Raw genomic sequence first — 18,421 nt, forward strand, 5'->3', positions numbered from 1 at the left:
TTTGCTAGGTCTGCTGCTGGCCACGCCACTGCAGGCGATGGATCTGCCTCTCTCCACGACCGCCAAGGCATTTGCCGATGCCACCAAGTCGCTGACCATCTGTTATCCGGCGCTCATCAGGCCGCCTTATCTCGATGAGTCGGGAGGGCTGCTGGTCGATCAGATGGAGCGACTGGCCGAACAGCTCCCCTTTCCGCTCATCTATCAGAAGCTGCCCAACTGGTCTGCCGTGCGCAGCGGATTGCTGGAGGGGCGCTGCGATCTCATTCCCAACGTGGGCCCCTCTCTGGAGGCCCTGCCCGGGATGGCGCTCAGTCGTGCCATGCTGGAGGCCGAGTCCGCCATCCTCTATCGCGGCGAGTTGGGGCAGGCCAGGTTTCTGGTCTCGCCCATCTGGCAGGCGAACGAGGTGCTGCGTGCCCTCTATCCCCATTCAACCCAGCAGCCTCTGACCGAGGCGGACAACTGGTACGCGGCCCTGGCGGCGGGCAAGGGGACGGCCTACCTCGGCGACTACCTGCAGCTGCGTTACCTGATGCGCGAATACCCGGACACCGGGCTGCGGCTGCGCCGCCTGCGCAGCGATGAGCTGGTGGTGAGCTACCGGCTGATGATGCGGGACAAACCGGCACTGCGCGAACTGATCGACACCGCCATCCGCTACCTGCCGCCGGGCTCCCTCTATCAGGATCTCGACCGCTACCTGGCGCAGGGGGAGCAGGACATCAACCCGCTCCACTTCACCGACAAGGAGCAGGCCTGGCTGGTCGGCGCCTCCAGCGCCATCAAGCTGGTGGTCAACCCGGATCTGATGCCCTACAGCGGCCTCGACGAGCAGGGCGATCTCAAGGGGTGGAGCGCGGACGTGCTGAAGCTGGTGAGCCAGCAGACCGGGCTCAACTTCCACGTGATCCCCACTACCAGCCGGGAAGAGGCGCTGGCCAAGCTGCAAAGCGGCGAGGCGGACATGATGGTCGGCCTGCTGGAGACGCCGGCGCTGACCGATGCCTTCGACTTCACCCGGATCATGGCGGTCAGCCGTTATGCCCTGGTGAGCCGCAAGACCCAGCCGTTCGAGACGATGGCGGCGGTGAAGGGCAGGATAGTGGTGCCCGCCACCCTCTATGACGAAGAGATGCTGACCCGCCTGGAGGGTACGCATCACTGGCGCAAGAGCGACACCCTGGCAGCGGGGATCGCGGCAGTACAGAGCGGCGCGGCCGACGCCATGCTGGCCGAGCTCTATCAGCTGCAATACCCGCTTCGCAACAACCAGCTGGACGGGCTGGAGGTGCGGGAGTTGCCGCAGCGTTTCGGGTTGGGGTTTGCCATCAATCGGCACAGCCCCAGGCTTGCCGGGGTGATGGAACAGAGTCTGATGACCCTCACCGGCAAGCAGAATGACGATCTCAAACTGCGCTGGCACCGGCTGGTACTGACCCAGCAGGCCGGGGTCAGCTACGGGATCTGGCTGGGTTCGGTGTTGCTGGCGCTGCTGATCAGTGCCGGTGTCATCTGGCTGATCTGGCGCTCGCGCCAGCAGCTGGCCCGGGAGGTGAGCCAGCGCCAGGCGATGGAGCAGACCCTGGCGCTGGAGAGCCAGTTCCGGGAGTCCCTGTTCCAGGCGCTGCCGGTGCCGGTGTTCCTGCGGGACAATCAGGGCGAGATCATCAAGCGCAACAAGCAGGCCAAGCGGCTGGAGGCCCGCTACCTGGCGGAATTGCACCTGCCGCAGGCCCAGTTGCAAGAGAGCGAGGGGGAGATGGCGCTGGGCGATCAGGTCTACTCCTACGCCCAGATCCCACTCCAGCTCGGCAAGCAGTCGCCGGCGGGGGATCTCATCGCGCTCTCCAACATCAGTGCCCTGCGCGAGCGCACCCGCTTGTTGCGCCAGGCCGAGCGGCGCCTGCGGGCGTTGACCAACACGGTGCCCGGCGTGGTGATCCAGTTCCTGCTGCACGAGGAGGGGATCCGCCAGGTGGAGTTCATCAGTCGCGGCAGCTATGAGTTGCTGGGGCTGGCCAGCCAGCAGATCCGCCGCAATCCGGGCGAGGCGCTGGGACGGCTGGCACCGCAGGACAAGGTCGAGATGCAGCAGCCCATGCGCGAGATGCTGCAGGCCGGCCAGCCCTTCTCCTATGCCCTGCGCTACCAGCATCCGCTCAAGGGTACCCGCTGGCTGCAGTTCTACGGCCGGGGGCGCAGCCTGCCCGAGCAGGGGTGGCGGGTATACGGGGTGGTGCAGGATGTGACGGTGCGGGTCGAGCAGGAGCAGGCGCTGCAGGCCTCCCATGAGCGGGCCGAGCAGGCCGTGCTGGCCAAGGGCCGCTTCCTCGCGGCGGTGAGCCACGAGATCCGCACCCCCATGAACGCCATCCTGGGGCTGCTGGAATGGCTCAGCCACACCCCCCTCAATGCCGAGCAGCACTCTGCGCTCTCCCATGTCAGGCAGGCAGGGGACGAGCTGCTGGGCCTGCTCAACGACGTGCTCGATTTCAGCCGCAACGAGAACCGGCAGCTGGCGCTCTCGCCCCAGCCTACCGATCTGGTGGATTTGTGTGAGCATGTGGCTGCCGTGCACTGGTCCAAGGCCCGCTCCAAGCGGCTGCAACTGCGGCTGGATCTGGATCACCGACTGCCCGCTCAGGTGGAGCTGGATCCCCATCGGGTGCAGCAAGTGCTGCACAACCTGCTGGCCAATGCCATCAAGTTCAGCAGCCGTGGCGAGGTGGTGCTGTGGGCCCGCCGGGACGGCACCCAGCTGCTGTGCGGGGTGGATGACGAGGGGCCCGGCATCAGTGCCGAGCTGCTGCCGCGCCTGTTCCTGCCCTTTGAACAGGGTGGGGAGGAGGGGCAGCCGCGGGCCCAGGGGACCGGGCTCGGGCTTGCCATCTGTCGCCAGCTGATGGAGCAGATGGGGGGAGAGATCCGGGTCGAGCCGCGCACAACTGGCGGCAGCCGCTTCACCTGTGCATTGCCGCTGGTGTTGCTGCAGGAGATGCCGCGCTGGCGCCCGCGGGTGAGCAGCGTCCATGTGGCACTCGACGGGGCGGAGCGGGACTATCTGCTGCCCTGGCTCGGCGAGCTCGATCTGCCGGACGATCCGGCCGGCCCGGTGCTGAGCGCCCGCCAGGATGAACAGGGGCTGCGCTACTGGGACTGGCAGGGCGAACCCTGGGTGCCGGGCTCGGTGGTCAGCTTGATGCAGCCGCGGCTGGTGCCCTCCGCCCAGGGCATGATCACGTTGCCGGGGCAGGGGATGCGGGTGCTGTTGGTTGAAGATCACGAGGTGAACCGGGTATTGATCAGCATGCAGCTGACCCAGCTGGGGGCCCAGGTGATCAGCGCGGCCAACGGCCAGCTGGCGCTCGACATGCTGCAGCACGAGACGGTCGATCTGGTGCTGACCGATCTGCAGATGCCGGTGATGGACGGAGCCGAGCTCTGCCGCCGACTGCGAGACACCCCGCGCTGGCAACATCTGCCCACCTACGTGATCACCGCCGATCTCAGCGAGCCGGCGGCGGCGCAGTTGGCCAGCTGCGGTTGTCGTGGTCATCTGGACAAGCCGCTGCTGCTCAAGGATCTCGCCAATCTGCTACGCACCCTGGGGGACCCTGCACCCGAGCCGAACCCGGAGCAGAAGGTGGCAGCACCGGCGCCCTGGTCAGAAGCCCAGATGCCGCTGCTCACCCCCGAGCTTATCTCCCTCTATCTGGAGGCGACCGGCCAGGATCTGGCCGACATTGAGCGCTGTGTCACACAAGCAGACGAGATGGCACTGGAAGCCGCTTTACACAAGATGAAGGGGGCCGCCAAAATGGTGGGCGCGACCCCGCTCGTCCAGGTGATTGAACAGTGGAAACGGGATCCACGGCAACCCCTGCTACCCCCGCTGCGGCAAGCTCTGGACGAGGTGTGCCGGCGACTACGTGAGAGGCTCTGACATGATCATCACAGATGAAGAGTTACTGGCGTTGCTGAACTCGGAAGAGACGGATGAGCGCCTGTTCCACCCCGTGACCATCTATGCCTTGGACGGGGTTGCCTATCGGGCGGCAAAAGCCGTCAAACTGCCGGAATTTGCCACCTTGCGCCGCACCCGGCCCGATGCCTGCTGGCAGTGGGAAGGGCTGTTTGCCGCCGGTGCCATCGCCCTGTTCGATCCCGACTCCCACGCCGGTGCCGACTACCTGCCGCAATTGACGGCGCAGGCGGAGGGGATCTATCGCCTCACCGATGACTGGCTGGCGGGGGTCAATGGCCGCTATCTGGCGTGGCAGGAGTGGCTGGCCCAGACCCAGGTGTTGCTGCTGGAGGATCACCCGTTTCAGGGGGCCCACATCCAGCAGGAGATCAGGGGACTGGGATTGCCCTGTCAGTGGGTGCAGGATGGCAATGCCTGCATCAAGGCGCTGGCCGGTGGCGAGATCAAGCTGCTGGTGAGCGATCTCAGCCTGGTGGATCAGGATGCCATCAGCCTGCTGATGAGCCAGCCCCAATACCAGCACAGCGGCCTGCCCATCGTGCTGCTCTCCGCCCACGACCAGACCCTGATCGACGGCGCCCGCCGCCTGCTGCACGATGCCGGGTTCAACGTGCTGGCGGCCCTGGCCAAGCCGCTGCTGGCCGACGATCTGCTGAGCCTGCTCAAGGGGCTTTATCTGGGGCCGCAGCGTCAGCGCCGCCTGAGCGGACTGCGCCGTACCATCCGCACCTGGCAGGGGGAGGAGAAGGGGTTGCTCGGACTCTTGTCCGATCCCCCGTCTCCCTTGCCCATCTGGCTGGCGGTGACCGGTTTGCCGCCGCGCTGGGAGCTGGTGCGCGAATGGCTCGTCCAGCGGGGCAGGGAGCCTGGCGAGCTCACCCTGCTGATCCACCGGCGCGACCACCTGTTGAGCCAGGCGGAGCGTTTTGCCCTGGTGCTGCAGGCCAGTCTGGCGGGGGCACGGCTCGCCCTGCTGCTGGACAACGATCAGCACATTCCGTTCGACTTGCTGGAGCGGATGCCGCTGCAGCATCTGCTGCTAGGGCAGAGCCTGCTGCCGAGCCTGGAGGCCATGACCCCGGACTCCCTGCTGGGGCGCTTCATCAACCGAGCCAGAGAGCTTGGCATCGCCCTCTATCTGGACGATCCCTTCAACCTGCTGGACCACAACCTGTGGCGCGATCGCGGCATGGCGGGGCGCTGGTAGAGGGTGGCCCGCTACCTCTGCTGGCCGCCGGACGAAGCCCGGTTGCGCCGCTCCCTGGCCGGCTGGCTTCATCCCCGTACCCGCGCTGACCTGCCGCTGATGATGGAGGTCGGGGGCGTTCCCTGCCGCTTGCAGGAGCTGGCGGGGGCCGATCCCGCCCGCATCCGAGCGGCTTATGACGAACTCGGTGAGCAGAGCGTCTACCTGCGTTTCATGCGCGCCAAGCAGAGGTTGAGCGACGAGCAGCTCGCCTTCTTCCTCGATTACCCCAGGGAACATCAGATCGGCCTGCTGCTGACCGACGGTCAGGGACGGCCGCTGGCCCAGGCCCAGTCCATCCGGCGGCGGCTGCATCCGGATCGGGCCGAGTTCTCCTGCATCGTCGCCGATCACTTCCAGCACAGAGGGGCGGGGCGGCGCATCCTGCTGGCGCTGGCCTTGCTGGCGCGCGGCGAGGGGATCCGCGAATGGACGGCGGAGGTGCTGCCCCAGAATCGCCCCATGCTGGCGCTGCTGCGCGGGCTGGGCCTGCCGCTCACCCTGGTGACGGGGCGGGAGCTGGTGTTCGTGCGACTCGATCTGAGCGTGCTCGACACCCTGTAACCGCATCATAAGACCAAGGGCGAATAGGCCGGTTTTTCACCCTGTGCTAAGGTCAGCCAGAGAGCTAGCCAGAGGGAGTCAGTCATGGTGCAGTCAGCGAAACACATCGTCATTCTTACCGGTGCCGGGATCTCGGCCGAGTCGGGCATCAAGACCTTTCGCGCCTGTGACGGTCTGTGGGAGGAGCACAGGGTGGAGGACGTGGCGACGCCGGAGGGCTATGCCCGGGATCCTGAGCTGGTGCAGGGCTTTTACAACTCTCGCCGTCATCAGCTGCAGCAACCCCACATTCACCCCAATCCGGCCCACTATGCGCTGGCCCGGCTCGAGCGCCTGCTGCCGGACTGCGTCACCCTGGTGACCCAGAACATCGACAACCTGCACGAGATCGCCGGCAGCAAGAATCTCATTCACATGCACGGTGAGCTGCTCAAGGCGCGCTGCCCAGGCTCGGGCCAGGTGATCGAGTGGCGCGGCGATCTCCATCAGGAAGAGCTGTGCACCTGCTGCCAGTTTCCCCAGCCGCTGCGCCCGCACGTGGTCTGGTTCGGCGAGATGCCGCTCGGGCTGGATCGCATCTACGGCGCGCTGGCCCAGTGTGATCTCTTCATCTCCATCGGCACCTCTGGCGCCGTCTATCCGGCGGCCGGTTTCGTGCACGAAGCGGGATTGAACGGAGCCCACACCATAGAGCTCAACCTGGAGCCGAGCGAAGTGGGTAGCCAGTTTGACGAGAAGCGCTACGGTCCGGCTTCCCTGCTGGTGCCGGCCTATGTGGATGAGCTGCTGCAACGCTGCGGCGTACACCAGCCGGCGCAGATCGAGGGGCACAACTGGATGGAGATGCGCGGCCCCTAGCTATTGTGCATCAGCGCAGTTGCAATGAACCGGTGAAATCGCCACACTGGCAGCCAAAAAATGGGACGCAGTTGGCGCAACTTACATGATCACTCTCAAGCAATGGATCGCTTTTTCCCTCCTGATGCTGGCCTGTGCCGGCGCATCGGCACAGGCCTCCCTGATGACCCTGGTGTTGCCAGACGGCCAGCAGGTGGCCCTCGATGAGGCGGCCCTCTCCGCCCTGCCACAGACCGAGTTCACCACCACCACCCCCTGGACCCAGGGTTCCCACCACTATCGCGGGCCGACCCTGGCGACCGTGCTGGCGGCGCAAGGGATCCAGAATGCCCGCAAGATCGCCGTCTCGGCCCTCAACGGTTATCAACAGGTGGTGGATCTGGCCCTGTTCGACGGCGTGCCGCTGACCCTGGTGCGTGCGGAGGACGGCAAGCCGCTGACCCGGCGCAACAAGGGGCCGCTCTGGTTGCTCATCCCGTTTACCACTTATCCCAAGCTGGACGTACCCGCCATCCACAACTGCATGGTGTGGCAGGTGACCCGCATCGAGATCGTCGATTGATGGGGCTATCCCGCCACAAGCTGCTGCTGGTGGCAGTCTCGCTGCTGTTTCTGCTCTCGTCGGGCAGCAGCCTCTATCTGCAGCATCGCCAGGAGCAGCTGGTCGACACCTTCTACCGCAACATCCACTGGAACATCAGCCAGGTGATGCTCGAATCCCAGCGTTTCCTCGCCGATCTGCGGCTCTATCGGGTCGGCCAAGTGGAGATGGAGACCCTGAGCCTCGATTACGATCTGCTGTGGAACCGGCTCGACATCTTTCTCATCAGCAGTGAAACCGCCGAGGCGCGTGAGCGGCACGGCCTTGGCAAGGCGCTGGCCGGACTGTTCGAGCAGATCAAGCGGCTCGAGCCCCAGATGGCGGCAGGGGAACTGCGGGAAGGGGCCCAACTCGCCCGCCTGCAGGAGGCGATCGCCAGCCAGACCCGGCTCATCGAGCAGATAGGCAACCAAATCCTCTCCGGCCAGGAGCGGGAACGTTCGGTGAGCCAGATCCGCAGCAGCCTGTTCTGGCTGCAGATCTGGCAGCTGATCCTGCTGCTGACCGGCGGTGCCCTGGTGGCCGCCCTCATTCGTGCCAATCTGGCGAACCGCCGGCTCGCCCTGCTCGACCCCCTGACCCGGCTTGGCAACCGCCGCGCCCTGCAGGAGCAGCTCTCTCGCGCCCTGCATGCCGGCGAGGCGAGTGCCCTGGTAGTGCTCGACCTCAAGCGCTTCAAGCAGGTCAATGATCTGCTCGGCTATCAGGTCGGTGATCGGCTGTTGCAGACGGTGGCCGACAAGCTGCAGCAGGCCCACGGCAGTCACGCCTACCGGCTCGGCGGCGACGAGTTCGCCGTGGTGCTGACCACGGCGGACGGGACGCTGGAAGCGCGCATCCACCAGCTGATGAACCTGCTCCACTTCGAGTTCGTGACCCGGGAGTGCAGCTTCGAGCTGGCCTGCCGGCTCGGGGTGGCCAGGGCGCAGCAGCAGGATGCCGGCCGGCTGCTGGATCAGGCCATCCTGGCCCTCAATCAGGCCAAGCGCAGCCAGGAGGGGGACATCAGCTGGTTTGCGCCGGCCATGCTGCAGCAGCTGCAGTTGACCCAGCACCAGCTGCATCAGCTGCGCGACTGGCTGGCCGGACGCGAGCCGGCGCCGCTGCGGGTGGCACTGCAGGCGATGACGGATGAACAGGGCAACGGCCTGTGGCAACTGGCGCTCTACTGGCAAGAGCAGGGCACGCCCTGTCCTATGCGCTGGCTGCAGGAGTGCGGCGTGCTGGGGCCCGTGCTGGCCCGGCTGCTGCGGGCGCATGAGACGCTGCGTGGCGATGGTCGTGCCTTGTTGGTCCCGCTCGACAATCAGGCTCAGCTGGCCCAGGTGCTGGCCTGTCTGCCGGGGGCATCCCGCACGCCGCTGGTGCTGCTGGTGCCGGTACTGCAACCGGATACTGCCTTGCTGGCGGGATTGCGGCAGCAGGGTTGCACCCTGGCGCTCAGAGACATTGGCAGCGCCACCCCGGCGCAGCTGGCAGCCGGCTGGCCCGTGCGCTACTGGTTGCCGCAGGATGATGAACATGGCGAGTTGTTGCAGCCGCTGGCCCGGCGACTGGGGCTGGTGCAACTGCAGGTGCTGGCGGGCAGTGAGGCAAGGCAGCTGGCCTGAGCACAAAGGGCGGTATTGAACCTGCCAGAGACAAAACGCAGCAAGGCGACCCCAGGGTCGCCTTGCGCTTTTATTGCAGGTGAATGTCAGGGGTGAGGGGCGCAGGAATCTCTGATCACCAGGTCGGGATCGACGGTGATCAGGTGGTCCGCCAGCGCCTCGCCGTTGATGCGCGCCAGCAGCCGGGTGACGGCGAGGCGGCCCAGCTCCTCTTTCGGCTGATTGACCGTGGTGAGCGGCGGCGACATGAATTCGGCCAGCGCCACGTTGTCATAGCCGACGATGGAGAGATCCCGCGGGATCACCAGCCCTGCCTGATGCGCGGCGCTGATGGCCCCCATCGCCATCATATCGTTACAGACGAACAGCGCGCTGGGGCGTTCGGGCAGCGCCAGCAGACGGCGCATCGCCTGATGGCCGCTGGCGCAGTCAAAGTCACCCTCCTGGACCCAGTCCGGATTGACGGTGAGACCGGCCTCCAGCATCGCCTGCTCGAAGCCTGCCTGACGCTGGTTGGCGGGGGCGCGGCTGTGGGGGCCGGTGATGCAGCCGATGGCGGTGTGACCCAGCCCCAGCAGGTGGCGGGTCGCCAGGTAGCCGCCGCGATGGGAGTTGTCGGCGATGAGATCCACGTCGGCACTCTCCATCCCCCAGTCCATCACCACCACCGGCAGGCTCTTGAGCCAGTCGAGCTGGTTGAACACCTCCTGCTGTCCCTCGCTGCACATGATGAGCAGACCGTCGACCCGCTTGCGCAGCATCATCTTGAGGTAGGAGAGGGCGGTCTCGGCCTGCCCCTCGGTGTTGCCCAGCATCAGGTTGTAGCCCTGCTCGAAGCAGTAGCGCTCCACCCCGCGTACCACCTCGGCGAAGAAGGGGTTGCTGGAGGTGGTGACCAGCATGCCGATACTGTTGGTCTCCTTCACCTTGAGGCTGCGGGCCACCAGGCTTGGGGCGTAGTTGAGATCGCGCATGGCGGCGAAGACCCGCTCGCGGGTCTCCTCGGCGACGAAACGGGTCTCGTTGATGACGTGGGAGACGGTGGTGGTCGACACCCCCGCCAGCGCCGCCACCTCCTTGATATTGGCCATCAGTGCCCCTGCGCAATCTGCTCAAGCAGGAAGGCGTCGACCTCCTGCTTGCTCGGGATGGAGCTCTGGGCACCAAACCGGGTGACGGAGAGCGCCGCGGCGCCGTGGGCAAAGCGCACGGCCGCGTCAAAGTCGGCGCCGGCGAGCTCGGCCGCCAAGAGGGCGCCGTTGAAGGTATCGCCGGCCGCAGTGGTATCTACTGCTTTCACCCTAAAACCCGGAATGAGCGCTTGTTGCTGCCCCTTGCTGCAATAGACCCCTTGCGACCCCAGGGTGATCATCACCTCTTCGATGCCCATCTGGTGGAAACGGGCGGCAGCCTTTGCCGCGCTCGCCTCGTCGGTGACCTTGACGCCGGTCAGCAGCTCGGCTTCGGTCTGGTTGGGGGTGATGAGGTCGACCAGTGCCAGCAGTTCGCTCGAGAGCGGGCGAGCGGGGGCTGGGTTGAGCACCACCCGGGTGCCGTGGGCACGGGCCAGCCGGGCGGCTTCCTGCACGCTCTCCAGCGGCACTTCCAGCTGCAGCAGCAGGGTGTGGGCGGCTGAGATCATCGCTTCATGGCCTTTCACCACGGATGGGGTGAGGGCGCCGTTGGCTTCGGCGGAGATGCCGATGCTGTTCTCCCCCTCATCGCTCACATAGATGATGGCGATCCCGGTGGGGAGCTTGGGGTCGAGCTCGACGGCGCTCACGTCGATACCGTCTTTAGCAAAACCGGTCTTCATCTGGTGGCCGATGGCGTCATCGCCGATGCGGGCGATAAAGGAGACTTGTGCACCTAACCGGGCGGCGGCCACCGCCTGGTTGGCGCCCTTGCCACCGGGCACCACTTGATAGCTGTGGCCGGTCAGGGTTTCACCCGGGCGAGGAAAGTGGGGAACGCGCAGCACGTGGTCTGCATTGACACTGCCCAGAACGACGAGACGATTCATGTTGAGTACTCCTGATGCATCTTGGCATGGACACGAAAGCCGGATCCAGGCCGGGAGGCACCGTAAACCTTGAGTGAAAAGGGGGAGGCGAACCTCCCCCCCGTCAACTTACTTGCTGACCACTTGCAGCGGAACCGGGATGGATTTTTCCACCGGCTGGCCCTTGAGCACCTTGTCGGCGGTTTCCACGCCGATGGCGCCGATCAGGGCGGGCTGCTGGGCTACGGTGGCAGCCAGTTTACCCTTGGCCACGGCGGCCTTGCCATCGTCGGTGCCATCGAAGCCGACGATCATCACCTCTTTGCCGGCGGCCTGCACGGCGCGTATGGCACCCAGCGCCATCTCGTCGTTCTGGGCGAACACCGCCTGCACGCTCGGGTGAGCGGCCAGCAGGTTCTCCATGACGTTCAGACCCTTGGTGCGGTCAAAGTCGGCGGGCTGGGAGGCCAGCACTTCCAGCTTGTTGGCGGCCACGGCCAGGGCAAAGCCTTCGCCGCGGTCACGGGCGGCGGAGGTACCGGCGATCCCTTCCAGCTGGATCACCTTGGCACCGGCACCCAGCTTCTGGGTGATGAAATCGCCGGCCAGTTTGCCACCCGCCACGTTGTCGGAGGCGATGTGGGCCTTGACGTCACCCTGCGCCGCGCCGCGGTCCAGGGTCAGTACCGGGATGTTGGCCTTGTTGGCGAGGCGAATGGCGTTGCCCACCGCTTCGGAGTCGGTCGGGTTGATCAGGATGGCGTTGACCTTGCGCACGGTGAGATCTTCCATGTTGGAGAGCTCCTTGGCCGGGTCATTCTGGGAATCCAGCACCACCAGCTCGTAGCCAAGCTCCTTGGCCTTGGCTTCGGCCCCTTCCTTCATGGTGACGAAGAAGGGGTTGTTGAGGGTGGAGACCACCATGGCCAGGGTGTGATCGGCGGCCTGGGCGGTGCCCAGCACGGACATGATGGCGGCAGCGAGCAGGGTATTGAGCTTTTTCATCATTTCATTCCTTGTGTGTGCTTACTTGCTTTTGTTATCGATCATCACGGCGAGCAAAATCACGCTGGCCTTGGCGATCATCTGGTAATAGGACGAGACGTCGAGCAGGTTGAGGGCATTGTTGAGGAAGCCGATGATGAGCGCCCCGATCAGGGTACCCATGATGCGGCCCTTGCCCCCCATCAGGCTGGTGCCCCCCAGCACCACGGCGGCGATGGCATCCAGCTCGTAACCCATACCGGCGGTCGGCTGGGCGGAGGAGAGGCGGGAAGTGACGATGAGCCCGGCCAGAGCCGACAGCATGCCGCACAGACCATACACCGCGAGCTTCACCCGGTCCACATTGATGCCGGAGAGGCGGGTGGCCGATTCGTTGCCGCCGAGGGCATAGATGTAGCGACCCAGGCGAGTGTGGTTGAGCATGAACCAGGCCAGCAGGAAGACGATGGCCATCAACCAGATGGGCACCGGCAGACCGAACAGGTAACCGGTACCCAGCCAGGCGAAGTGATCGGCACCGTCACTGAAACCGGTGGAGATGGGGCGCCCCTCGGTATAGACCATGGTGACGCCGCGCAGGGCGGTCATGGTGACCAGGGTGGCGATGAAGGCCTGCACCTTGCCCTTGGCAATGATGAGGCCGCTGATGCCGCCAAGCAGGGCACCGGCCCCCAGGGTGAGGGGGATCACCAGCATGATGGGCAGCTCCATGGCGACCATGGTGGCGGCCAGGGCGCCGCACAGGGCCAGTACCGAGCCGACCGACAGATCGATGCCGGCGGTGAGGATGACCAGGGTCATGCCGACCGCCATGATGGCGTTGACCGAGGTCTGGCGCAGGATGTTGAGCAGGTTGTCGGCGGTGAAGAAGTTGGGGCTCAGGAAGGAGACCACGCCGATCAGCACCAGCAGGGCCACCAGCGATTTGTTCTCGATCCACCACTCCTTGCTCATGATGCCGCGGCGGGAAAGGGTTTGGGTTGTCATTGTGCTGCCTCTTGCTCTGCTTGCCACTGTTTGCCGACTGCCGCGGCCATCAGTTTTTCCTGATTGGCGTCGCGGGTATTGAACTCTGCGCTGATGCGCCCTTCGTGCATCACCAGGATGCGATCACTCATGCCGAGCACTTCCGGCATCTCGGAGGAGACCAGGATGATGCTCATCCCCTCCTTCTTGAACTGGTTGATGAGCTGATAGATCTCCTTCTTGGCGCCGACATCGACGCCGCGGGTCGGCTCGTCCAGGATCAGTACCTTGGGCCGGGTCAGCAGCCCCTTGGCGATGGCCACCTTCTGCTGGTTGCCGCCGGAGAGCAGTTTTATCAGCTGATCTTGACTGGGGGTCTTGATGTTGAACAGGCGCACATAGTCGCCCACCGCCTGGCGTTCGGCCTGGCCGTCAATCTTGCCACCACGGATGAACTCGCCGAGGGCGCACAGGCTCATGTTTTCGCGCACCGACAGCTCCAGCACCAGGCCATCGCCCTTGCGATCCTCGGAGATGTAGGCGATGCCGGCGGCCAGGCCATCGGCCGGGCTTCTGGGGGCCAGCGCGTGACCATCCACGGTCACCTGGCCGGCGCTGATGGGGCTGGCACCGTAGATAAGCTTCATCAGCTCGGTGCGGCCGGAGCCCATCAGGCCGCTGAAGCCCAGAATTTCCCCCTGACGCAGGGAGAAGCTCACCCCGCGCACGCCGGGGCCGGCCAGATCCTTGACCTGCAGGCTGACCGGGCCGAGCTCGCGCACCAGACGCGGGTACTGCTCTTCCAGTCGGCGGCCTACCATCATCTCGATGATCCTGTCTTCGTCGAGCTCGCTCACCGCCTGCTCGCCGATCCACTTGCCATCGCGCAGCACGGTGACCCGATCGCAGATCTCGAAGATCTCCTTCAAGCGGTGGGAGATGTAGACGATGCCGCAGCCCTGCTCACGCAGCTCGCGGATAACCTTGAACAGCTGCTCGGTCTCGGTGTCGGTCAGCGCATCGGTGGGCTCGTCCATGATGATGACGCTGGCATCAAACGACAGCGCCTTGGCGATCTCCACCATCTGCTGTTCACCGATGGAGAGACTCCCGAGCCGGGTATCCGGGCCGTGTTTGACGCCAAGTCGTGCCAGCAGGGTGCTTGCCCGTTCGCGCAGCTGCTTGTGATCGATGCTGCCAAAGCGGGTGCGCGGTTCGCGGCCGAGGAAGATGTTGGCGGCAATGGAGAGCTCCGGCAGCAGGTTCAGCTCCTGGTGGATGATGCTGATCCCCTGATCCTGGGAGTCGCGGGGCCCTTTGAAGTGAACCGGCTCACCGCGATAACTGATGCTGCCACTGTCGGCCTGATAGATGCCGGTCAGTACCTTCATCAGGGTGGATTTGCCAGCGCCGTTTTCGCCGAGCAGGGCCATTACCTGACCCGGGTAGACCTTGAGGCCTGCCTCATCGAGCGCCCGCACGCCGGGGAAGGTCTTGACGATCCCGGTGAGCGACAGAATGGGCGAAGGGGTTGTACTCATGGCTGATTCCTTGAAAAGGCTTAAAACGCCACGCCGGCGCAGAGAATGAGGTTGGCGTAGGGGGTCACCTCGCCGCTGCGCACGATGGCCTTGCTTTGGTGGGAGCGAGCCTTGAACGCTTCGTGCAGGCAGTATTCGATGGTGATGGGCTTGCCTTGGGCAGCGGCGTGCGCCTCCAGCTGATCCACCAGCGCCTGATGGGCGGCGGGGCTGATCTGCTTGATCTCGCTTGCCATGATCACCTTCTCCACCACCAGGTCGGTGAGCAGGGCGGTCAGCACGGTGCCAAGGTTCGGCGTCCCCGCCATCAACGCCAGATCGATGCGCTCGGGGCCCGCCGGAATGGGCAGGCCCGCATCGCAGACGGTGATCTCGTCGGTGTGGCCCATCTGTGCCACCAGGGCACTCAGGGGAGCATTGAGCAGTACGCCTCGTTTCATACAGCACCTCGGCAGGCTATGCCCGCGTATCTGATGTTAGCTAGGCAACCGGTTACGCAACCGGTTGCGTCATGAAGTGGAAGATAGGCGTTCAGGCGTTCTGGATCCACCAGGAGATGGCAGAAATGTGAAAACGATCTCAATGGCGAGGGGAAAGCGGGGAAAAAGGTGCCAGAAGAGCACTGGCACCCGCAACGAGAGGAATTAGAGGGCGAGCCCTTGTTGCACGCCGGGGCGTGCCAGCATGCGCCGATAGTGATCCGCGACCTTGGGAAAGTCGCTGATGGCCACCCCGTCGCCCTCGAGCCAGCTCGCCACCACGAACAGGTAGATATCGGCCAGGCTGAAGCGCTCCCCCAGTACCCAGGGGCCGGCCAGATAGTGGCGCTCTATCTCGGCAAAGCCCTCGCGCATGTTGTGCGGCACCTTGGCCTGCATGGCGGCGATGGCCTGCGGGTCATCGGCCCAGCGGCTGGCCCGGCGGCCGTGGGCATGGGCGACGTGCACGGTGGCGGCGAGGAAGCTGTGCACCTCCTGCATGCGGGCCAGCAGGAAGGGGTCGTCCAGCGGTGCCAGCCCGGCATGGGGAAAACGCTGCGCCACATAGAGCAGCAAGGCCGGGGTTTCGGTGAGCACACCGTGTTCGGTGACAAGAGCCGGGACCCGTCCCTTGGGGTTGATGGCCAGATAGGCGGCAGAGCGCTGCTCGCCGGCCGCCAGATCCAGCCGTTTGACAACGTGAGGGGCACCGGCTTCGGTGAGGGCGATACGCACGGCCATGGCGCAGGTACCGGGCGCGAGATAGAGGGTCAAATCAGACATGAACATCTCCTTGTGAAGCGCGTGTCCCCTGTGATCCCGGGTGGGGCGGGGCGCGCAAAAAAATCCGCACTGTCGCCTGGCATCCTACGCCCCTGGTGGCCGTCGGCCAAGGGCGGGATCCCGGCCAGGACAAGGAGGGCTGATGAAATCAAAGGCTTTTTGAGCGCAGACGCGCGGGAAAAACGGCTACGCATGCCGGGTCAAATCGCTATAATGTGCTCCCTGAATAGCGGTCTTTCGGATGTTGGATAGTCAATTGAGTAACAAAATGCGGATAGGTGGTTCCCTCGAGCAGTCCCTGAGCCAGGGATATCGTCTCGACCTCAAGGGGGTATTGCAGGAGAGCTGGCAACAGACGCGGCGCACCGGGTTCGGCCTGCTGCTGGCCATCGTCGGGGTAACGGCCATCTGGATACTGTTGAGCAACACCCTGCTCGCCCCCTATGTCAATCAGGAAGGGGGGATGGACGTGGCCCTGGTGCTGAGCCTGCTCATCACCGTCATCATGTCGCCCATGACCTCTTCCCTCGACATGCTGGGGTTGCAGCAGTCGGTGGGGGTGCGTGCCCGGCCGAGCCAGGTGTTCGACTTCTTTCGCCACTTCCTGCGCCTTGGCAGCCTGAGCCTACTCGGCAGCCTCATCACCAGCCTGTTCGGCCCGCTGTTCGAGCTGGTGGGTCTGCCGGTGATGCTGGCCTTCATTCCGTCGGCCCTGATCGGCATGGGGCTGGTGTTTACCGTGCCGCTGGTGCTGGAGCGCGGCCTGTCGCCGGCGCAGGCCATTCTGGTCTCCCTCAAGCTGTTTGCCCGTGGCTGGCCCAGCATAGTGCTGCTGCACGGGGTCATGATGGCGCTCTTCTTCCTGGCGCTGATCCCCATGGGGCTGGGGCTTATCTGGGTGGCACCGCTCTATTTCAACTGCAAGGGGATCCTCTACCGGGATCTGTGCGGGGTGGCGGTCGAAGTAACCGACGTGAGCCAGGGCCCCGATCATTTCAACGCCTGACGGGCATGCAGGGCGTCAGACAACAGCAACAGATAGCGGCGCGTGTAGATGCGTGATGCAAAAGGATGGCATATGAACAATCGATACGGGATGGCGGCCGCGCTGCTGATGGCGCCCATGCTGGCAGTGGCGCAGCCCTCCCTCGAGCTGCAGTACGGCACCTTCTACAGCCAGATGAAGACCTTCGCCAAAGGGGAGTTTGGCCACGCCAGGCTGGGTTTTTATCTGACCGATCAGCAAAATGGCCGGCGCTGCCAACTCACCTCGGCCCGGGTCTCGACTCTGGATCGGGACGTGGCGGCCGAGGTGACCATCGACAGCGAATTGCGACTGCCCTATGACGACGATCTGAATCTCGACAAGGCAAGCGTGGTAGTGGGGCTCACCGAGCCTCATGCAGCTTGCGATCTGTCGGTGCAGGTGATGGCGGATGTGCCGCCGCCGGCAGACAGTCGGTGGGAGCTCAAGGTGAGCGAGCTGACGGGCCGTCAGCACGACATGCAGAGCCTGCTGGAGAAGCTGGCCGGCGTGGTCGGCAAGTATTTCCTGCCCGAGATGACGGGGGTGAGGGTCAGCCTGGTGCAGCCAAGCGGCACCGCCTACCTCATCGACGGTGCTCGCCAGCTGCCGCTGCCCTGGCAGGAGGGAGAACTGCTGCTGAACAACGCCCAGTTGGCGGAGTTTGCAGAGGGCAAGCTGCAGCTGCAGGGAGAGATCCTGCGGTTGACGCCCTGGCTGCACAAGGGCTGATGGGTCCCGGGCCGCCAGCTGGCCGGCATAAAAATAAAAAAGGAGCGCCTGGCGCTCCTTTTTTCATTGGTGATGGTGAGGGCTTAGCGCACCTCAATCACGTCCAGCATGTCCATCTCGTCGATGTCCAGCAGCGGTGCCTTGGGCAGCTCGGGCGGATCAAACGCCTTGTCGCCGCCGTCGATGATGCCGGAGTCGCGGTTGATGCTCTTGAAGTCAAACAGCTTGTGATCGAGCAGGTGGCTCGGGATCACGTCCTGAATGGCGGTGAACATGGTCTCGAGACGACCCGGGAAGCGGCGATCCCACTCCTGCATCATCTGCTTGATGGCCTGGCGCTGCAGGTTCTCCTGGGAGCCGCACAGGTTGCACGGGATGATGGGGAAGGCCTTGACCTCGGCATAGCGCACCAAGTCCTTCTCCTTGCAGTAGGCGAGCGGGCGGATCACCACGTTCTTGCCATCGTCACTCACCAGCTTGGGCGGCATGGACTTGAGCTTGCCGCCGTAGAACATGTTGAGGAACAGGGTCTCGAGGATGTCATCGCGGTGGTGACCCAGGGCAATCTTGGTGCAACCCAGCTCCTGGGCGGTGCGGTAGAGAATGCCGCGGCGCAGGCGGGAGCAGAGGGCGCAGGTGGTCTTGCCCTCCGGCACCTTCTCCTTGACGATGGCGTAGGTATCCTCTTCGACGATCTTGAAGTCGATGCCAAGGGTGCTCAGGTATTCGGGCAGCACGTGCTCGGGGAAGCCGGGCTGCTTCTGATCCAGGTTGACCGCCACCAGATCGAAGTGGATGGGGGCGCTGGCCTTCAGGCTCATCAGGATGTCGAGCATGGCGAAGCTGTCCTTGCCGCCGGACAGGCACACCATGACCTTGTCACCCTCTTCAATCATGTTGAAGTCGGCAATGGCCTGACCTACGTTGCGCCGCAGGCGCTTCTGCAGTTTGTTGAAACTGTATTTTTCTTTGGCGTTAAGCTCTTCTAGCATGACCTGAAACCCGGGACAAAAATAAGCGGC

The 18,421-nt window shown here is 64.7% G+C and carries 15 protein-coding genes and 1 pseudogene; 8 read left to right on the forward strand and 8 right to left on the reverse strand.

Annotated features, from left to right (window positions below; genetic code table 11):
- Nucleotide 1: 1 nt before the first annotated feature.
- From I6L38_RS07820 to I6L38_RS07845, 6 genes and pseudogenes are all read left to right on the forward strand, one after another.
- Nucleotides 2-3,946, forward strand: a complete 3,945-nt coding sequence (locus I6L38_RS07820; protein ID WP_216989577.1) for a transporter substrate-binding domain-containing protein — start codon at nt 2-4, stop codon at nt 3,944-3,946.
- Between the two features lies 1 nt (nt 3,947).
- Nucleotides 3,948-5,195, forward strand: coding sequence for a response regulator (locus tag I6L38_RS07825; RefSeq protein ID WP_201889271.1), 1,248 nt, complete (start codon nt 3,948-3,950; stop codon nt 5,193-5,195).
- A 3-nt stretch (nt 5,196-5,198) separates the two neighbouring features.
- The gene (locus I6L38_RS07830; protein WP_017782894.1) at nt 5,199-5,798 is read left to right on the forward strand and encodes a GNAT family N-acetyltransferase; all 600 of its coding nucleotides are present in this window, start codon (nt 5,199-5,201) and stop codon (nt 5,796-5,798) included.
- A 66-nt stretch (nt 5,799-5,864) separates the two neighbouring features.
- Nucleotides 5,865-6,656: pseudogene (gene cobB / locus I6L38_RS07835) on the forward strand (Sir2 family NAD+-dependent deacetylase); the annotation flags it as partial.
- Between the two features lie 85 nt (nt 6,657-6,741).
- The gene (locus I6L38_RS07840) at nt 6,742-7,218 is read left to right on the forward strand and encodes a hypothetical protein (RefSeq protein WP_024941819.1); all 477 of its coding nucleotides are present in this window, start codon (nt 6,742-6,744) and stop codon (nt 7,216-7,218) included.
- Nucleotides 7,218-8,867 carry a diguanylate cyclase gene (locus I6L38_RS07845; RefSeq protein WP_185450452.1) on the forward strand — a complete coding sequence of 550 codons (1,650 nt, stop codon included), beginning with the start codon at nt 7,218-7,220 and terminating at the stop codon, nt 8,865-8,867. The genes I6L38_RS07840 and I6L38_RS07845 overlap by 1 nt, the downstream gene beginning before the upstream one ends.
- A gap of 86 nt (nt 8,868-8,953) precedes the next feature.
- On the opposite strand, the gene I6L38_RS07850 is transcribed toward I6L38_RS07845, so the two are convergent.
- The 7 genes from I6L38_RS07850 to I6L38_RS07880 all read right to left on the reverse strand — a co-directional run bounded on the left by I6L38_RS07850 (nt 8,954) and on the right by I6L38_RS07880 (nt 15,643).
- Nucleotides 8,954-9,958, reverse strand: coding sequence for a substrate-binding domain-containing protein (locus tag I6L38_RS07850; protein WP_024941817.1), 1,005 nt, complete (start codon nt 9,956-9,958; stop codon nt 8,954-8,956).
- On the reverse strand, nt 9,958-10,890 hold the full coding sequence (gene rbsK, locus I6L38_RS07855; protein WP_024941816.1) for a ribokinase: 933 nt from the start codon (nt 10,888-10,890) through the stop codon (nt 9,958-9,960). Before rbsK ends, I6L38_RS07850 begins: the two co-directional genes overlap by 1 nt.
- A gap of 108 nt (nt 10,891-10,998) precedes the next feature.
- Nucleotides 10,999-11,874 (reverse strand): ribose ABC transporter substrate-binding protein RbsB, encoded by an 876-nt coding sequence (gene rbsB, locus I6L38_RS07860; RefSeq protein ID WP_010634030.1) that lies wholly within the window; start codon nt 11,872-11,874, stop codon nt 10,999-11,001.
- A gap of 21 nt (nt 11,875-11,895) precedes the next feature.
- The gene (gene rbsC, locus I6L38_RS07865; protein WP_005300744.1) at nt 11,896-12,861 is read right to left on the reverse strand and encodes a ribose ABC transporter permease; all 966 of its coding nucleotides are present in this window, start codon (nt 12,859-12,861) and stop codon (nt 11,896-11,898) included.
- The gene (gene rbsA, locus I6L38_RS07870; RefSeq protein WP_024941815.1) at nt 12,858-14,381 is read right to left on the reverse strand and encodes a ribose ABC transporter ATP-binding protein RbsA; all 1,524 of its coding nucleotides are present in this window, start codon (nt 14,379-14,381) and stop codon (nt 12,858-12,860) included. The genes rbsC and rbsA overlap by 4 nt, the downstream gene beginning before the upstream one ends.
- A 20-nt stretch (nt 14,382-14,401) precedes the next feature.
- Complete coding sequence (rbsD, locus tag I6L38_RS07875; protein ID WP_024941814.1) at nt 14,402-14,821, reverse strand: D-ribose pyranase; 420 nt, start codon at nt 14,819-14,821, stop codon at nt 14,402-14,404.
- Between the two features lie 204 nt (nt 14,822-15,025).
- A complete protein-coding gene (locus tag I6L38_RS07880) occupies nt 15,026-15,643 on the reverse strand; it encodes a glutathione S-transferase family protein (RefSeq protein ID WP_216989373.1) in 618 nt (205 codons plus the stop codon).
- A 268-nt stretch (nt 15,644-15,911) separates the two neighbouring features.
- Between I6L38_RS07880 and I6L38_RS07885 the strand changes: the two genes are divergently transcribed.
- On the forward strand, nt 15,912-16,649 hold the full coding sequence (locus I6L38_RS07885; protein ID WP_005300757.1) for a hypothetical protein: 738 nt from the start codon (nt 15,912-15,914) through the stop codon (nt 16,647-16,649).
- Between the two features lie 72 nt (nt 16,650-16,721).
- Nucleotides 16,722-17,399 carry a DUF2987 domain-containing protein gene (locus I6L38_RS07890; RefSeq protein WP_024941812.1) on the forward strand — a complete coding sequence of 226 codons (678 nt, stop codon included), beginning with the start codon at nt 16,722-16,724 and terminating at the stop codon, nt 17,397-17,399.
- Nucleotides 17,400-17,482: 83 nt separating this feature from the next.
- Here I6L38_RS07890 and ttcA read toward each other — a convergent pair whose 3' ends face one another.
- Nucleotides 17,483-18,391 (reverse strand): tRNA 2-thiocytidine(32) synthetase TtcA, encoded by a 909-nt coding sequence (gene ttcA / locus I6L38_RS07895; protein WP_005300763.1) that lies wholly within the window; start codon nt 18,389-18,391, stop codon nt 17,483-17,485.
- Between the last annotated feature and the right edge of the window lie 30 nt (nt 18,392-18,421).

Source organism: Aeromonas sp. FDAARGOS 1408 (genome assembly GCF_019048665.1).
Lineage (GTDB): Bacteria > Pseudomonadota > Gammaproteobacteria > Enterobacterales > Aeromonadaceae > Aeromonas > Aeromonas dhakensis.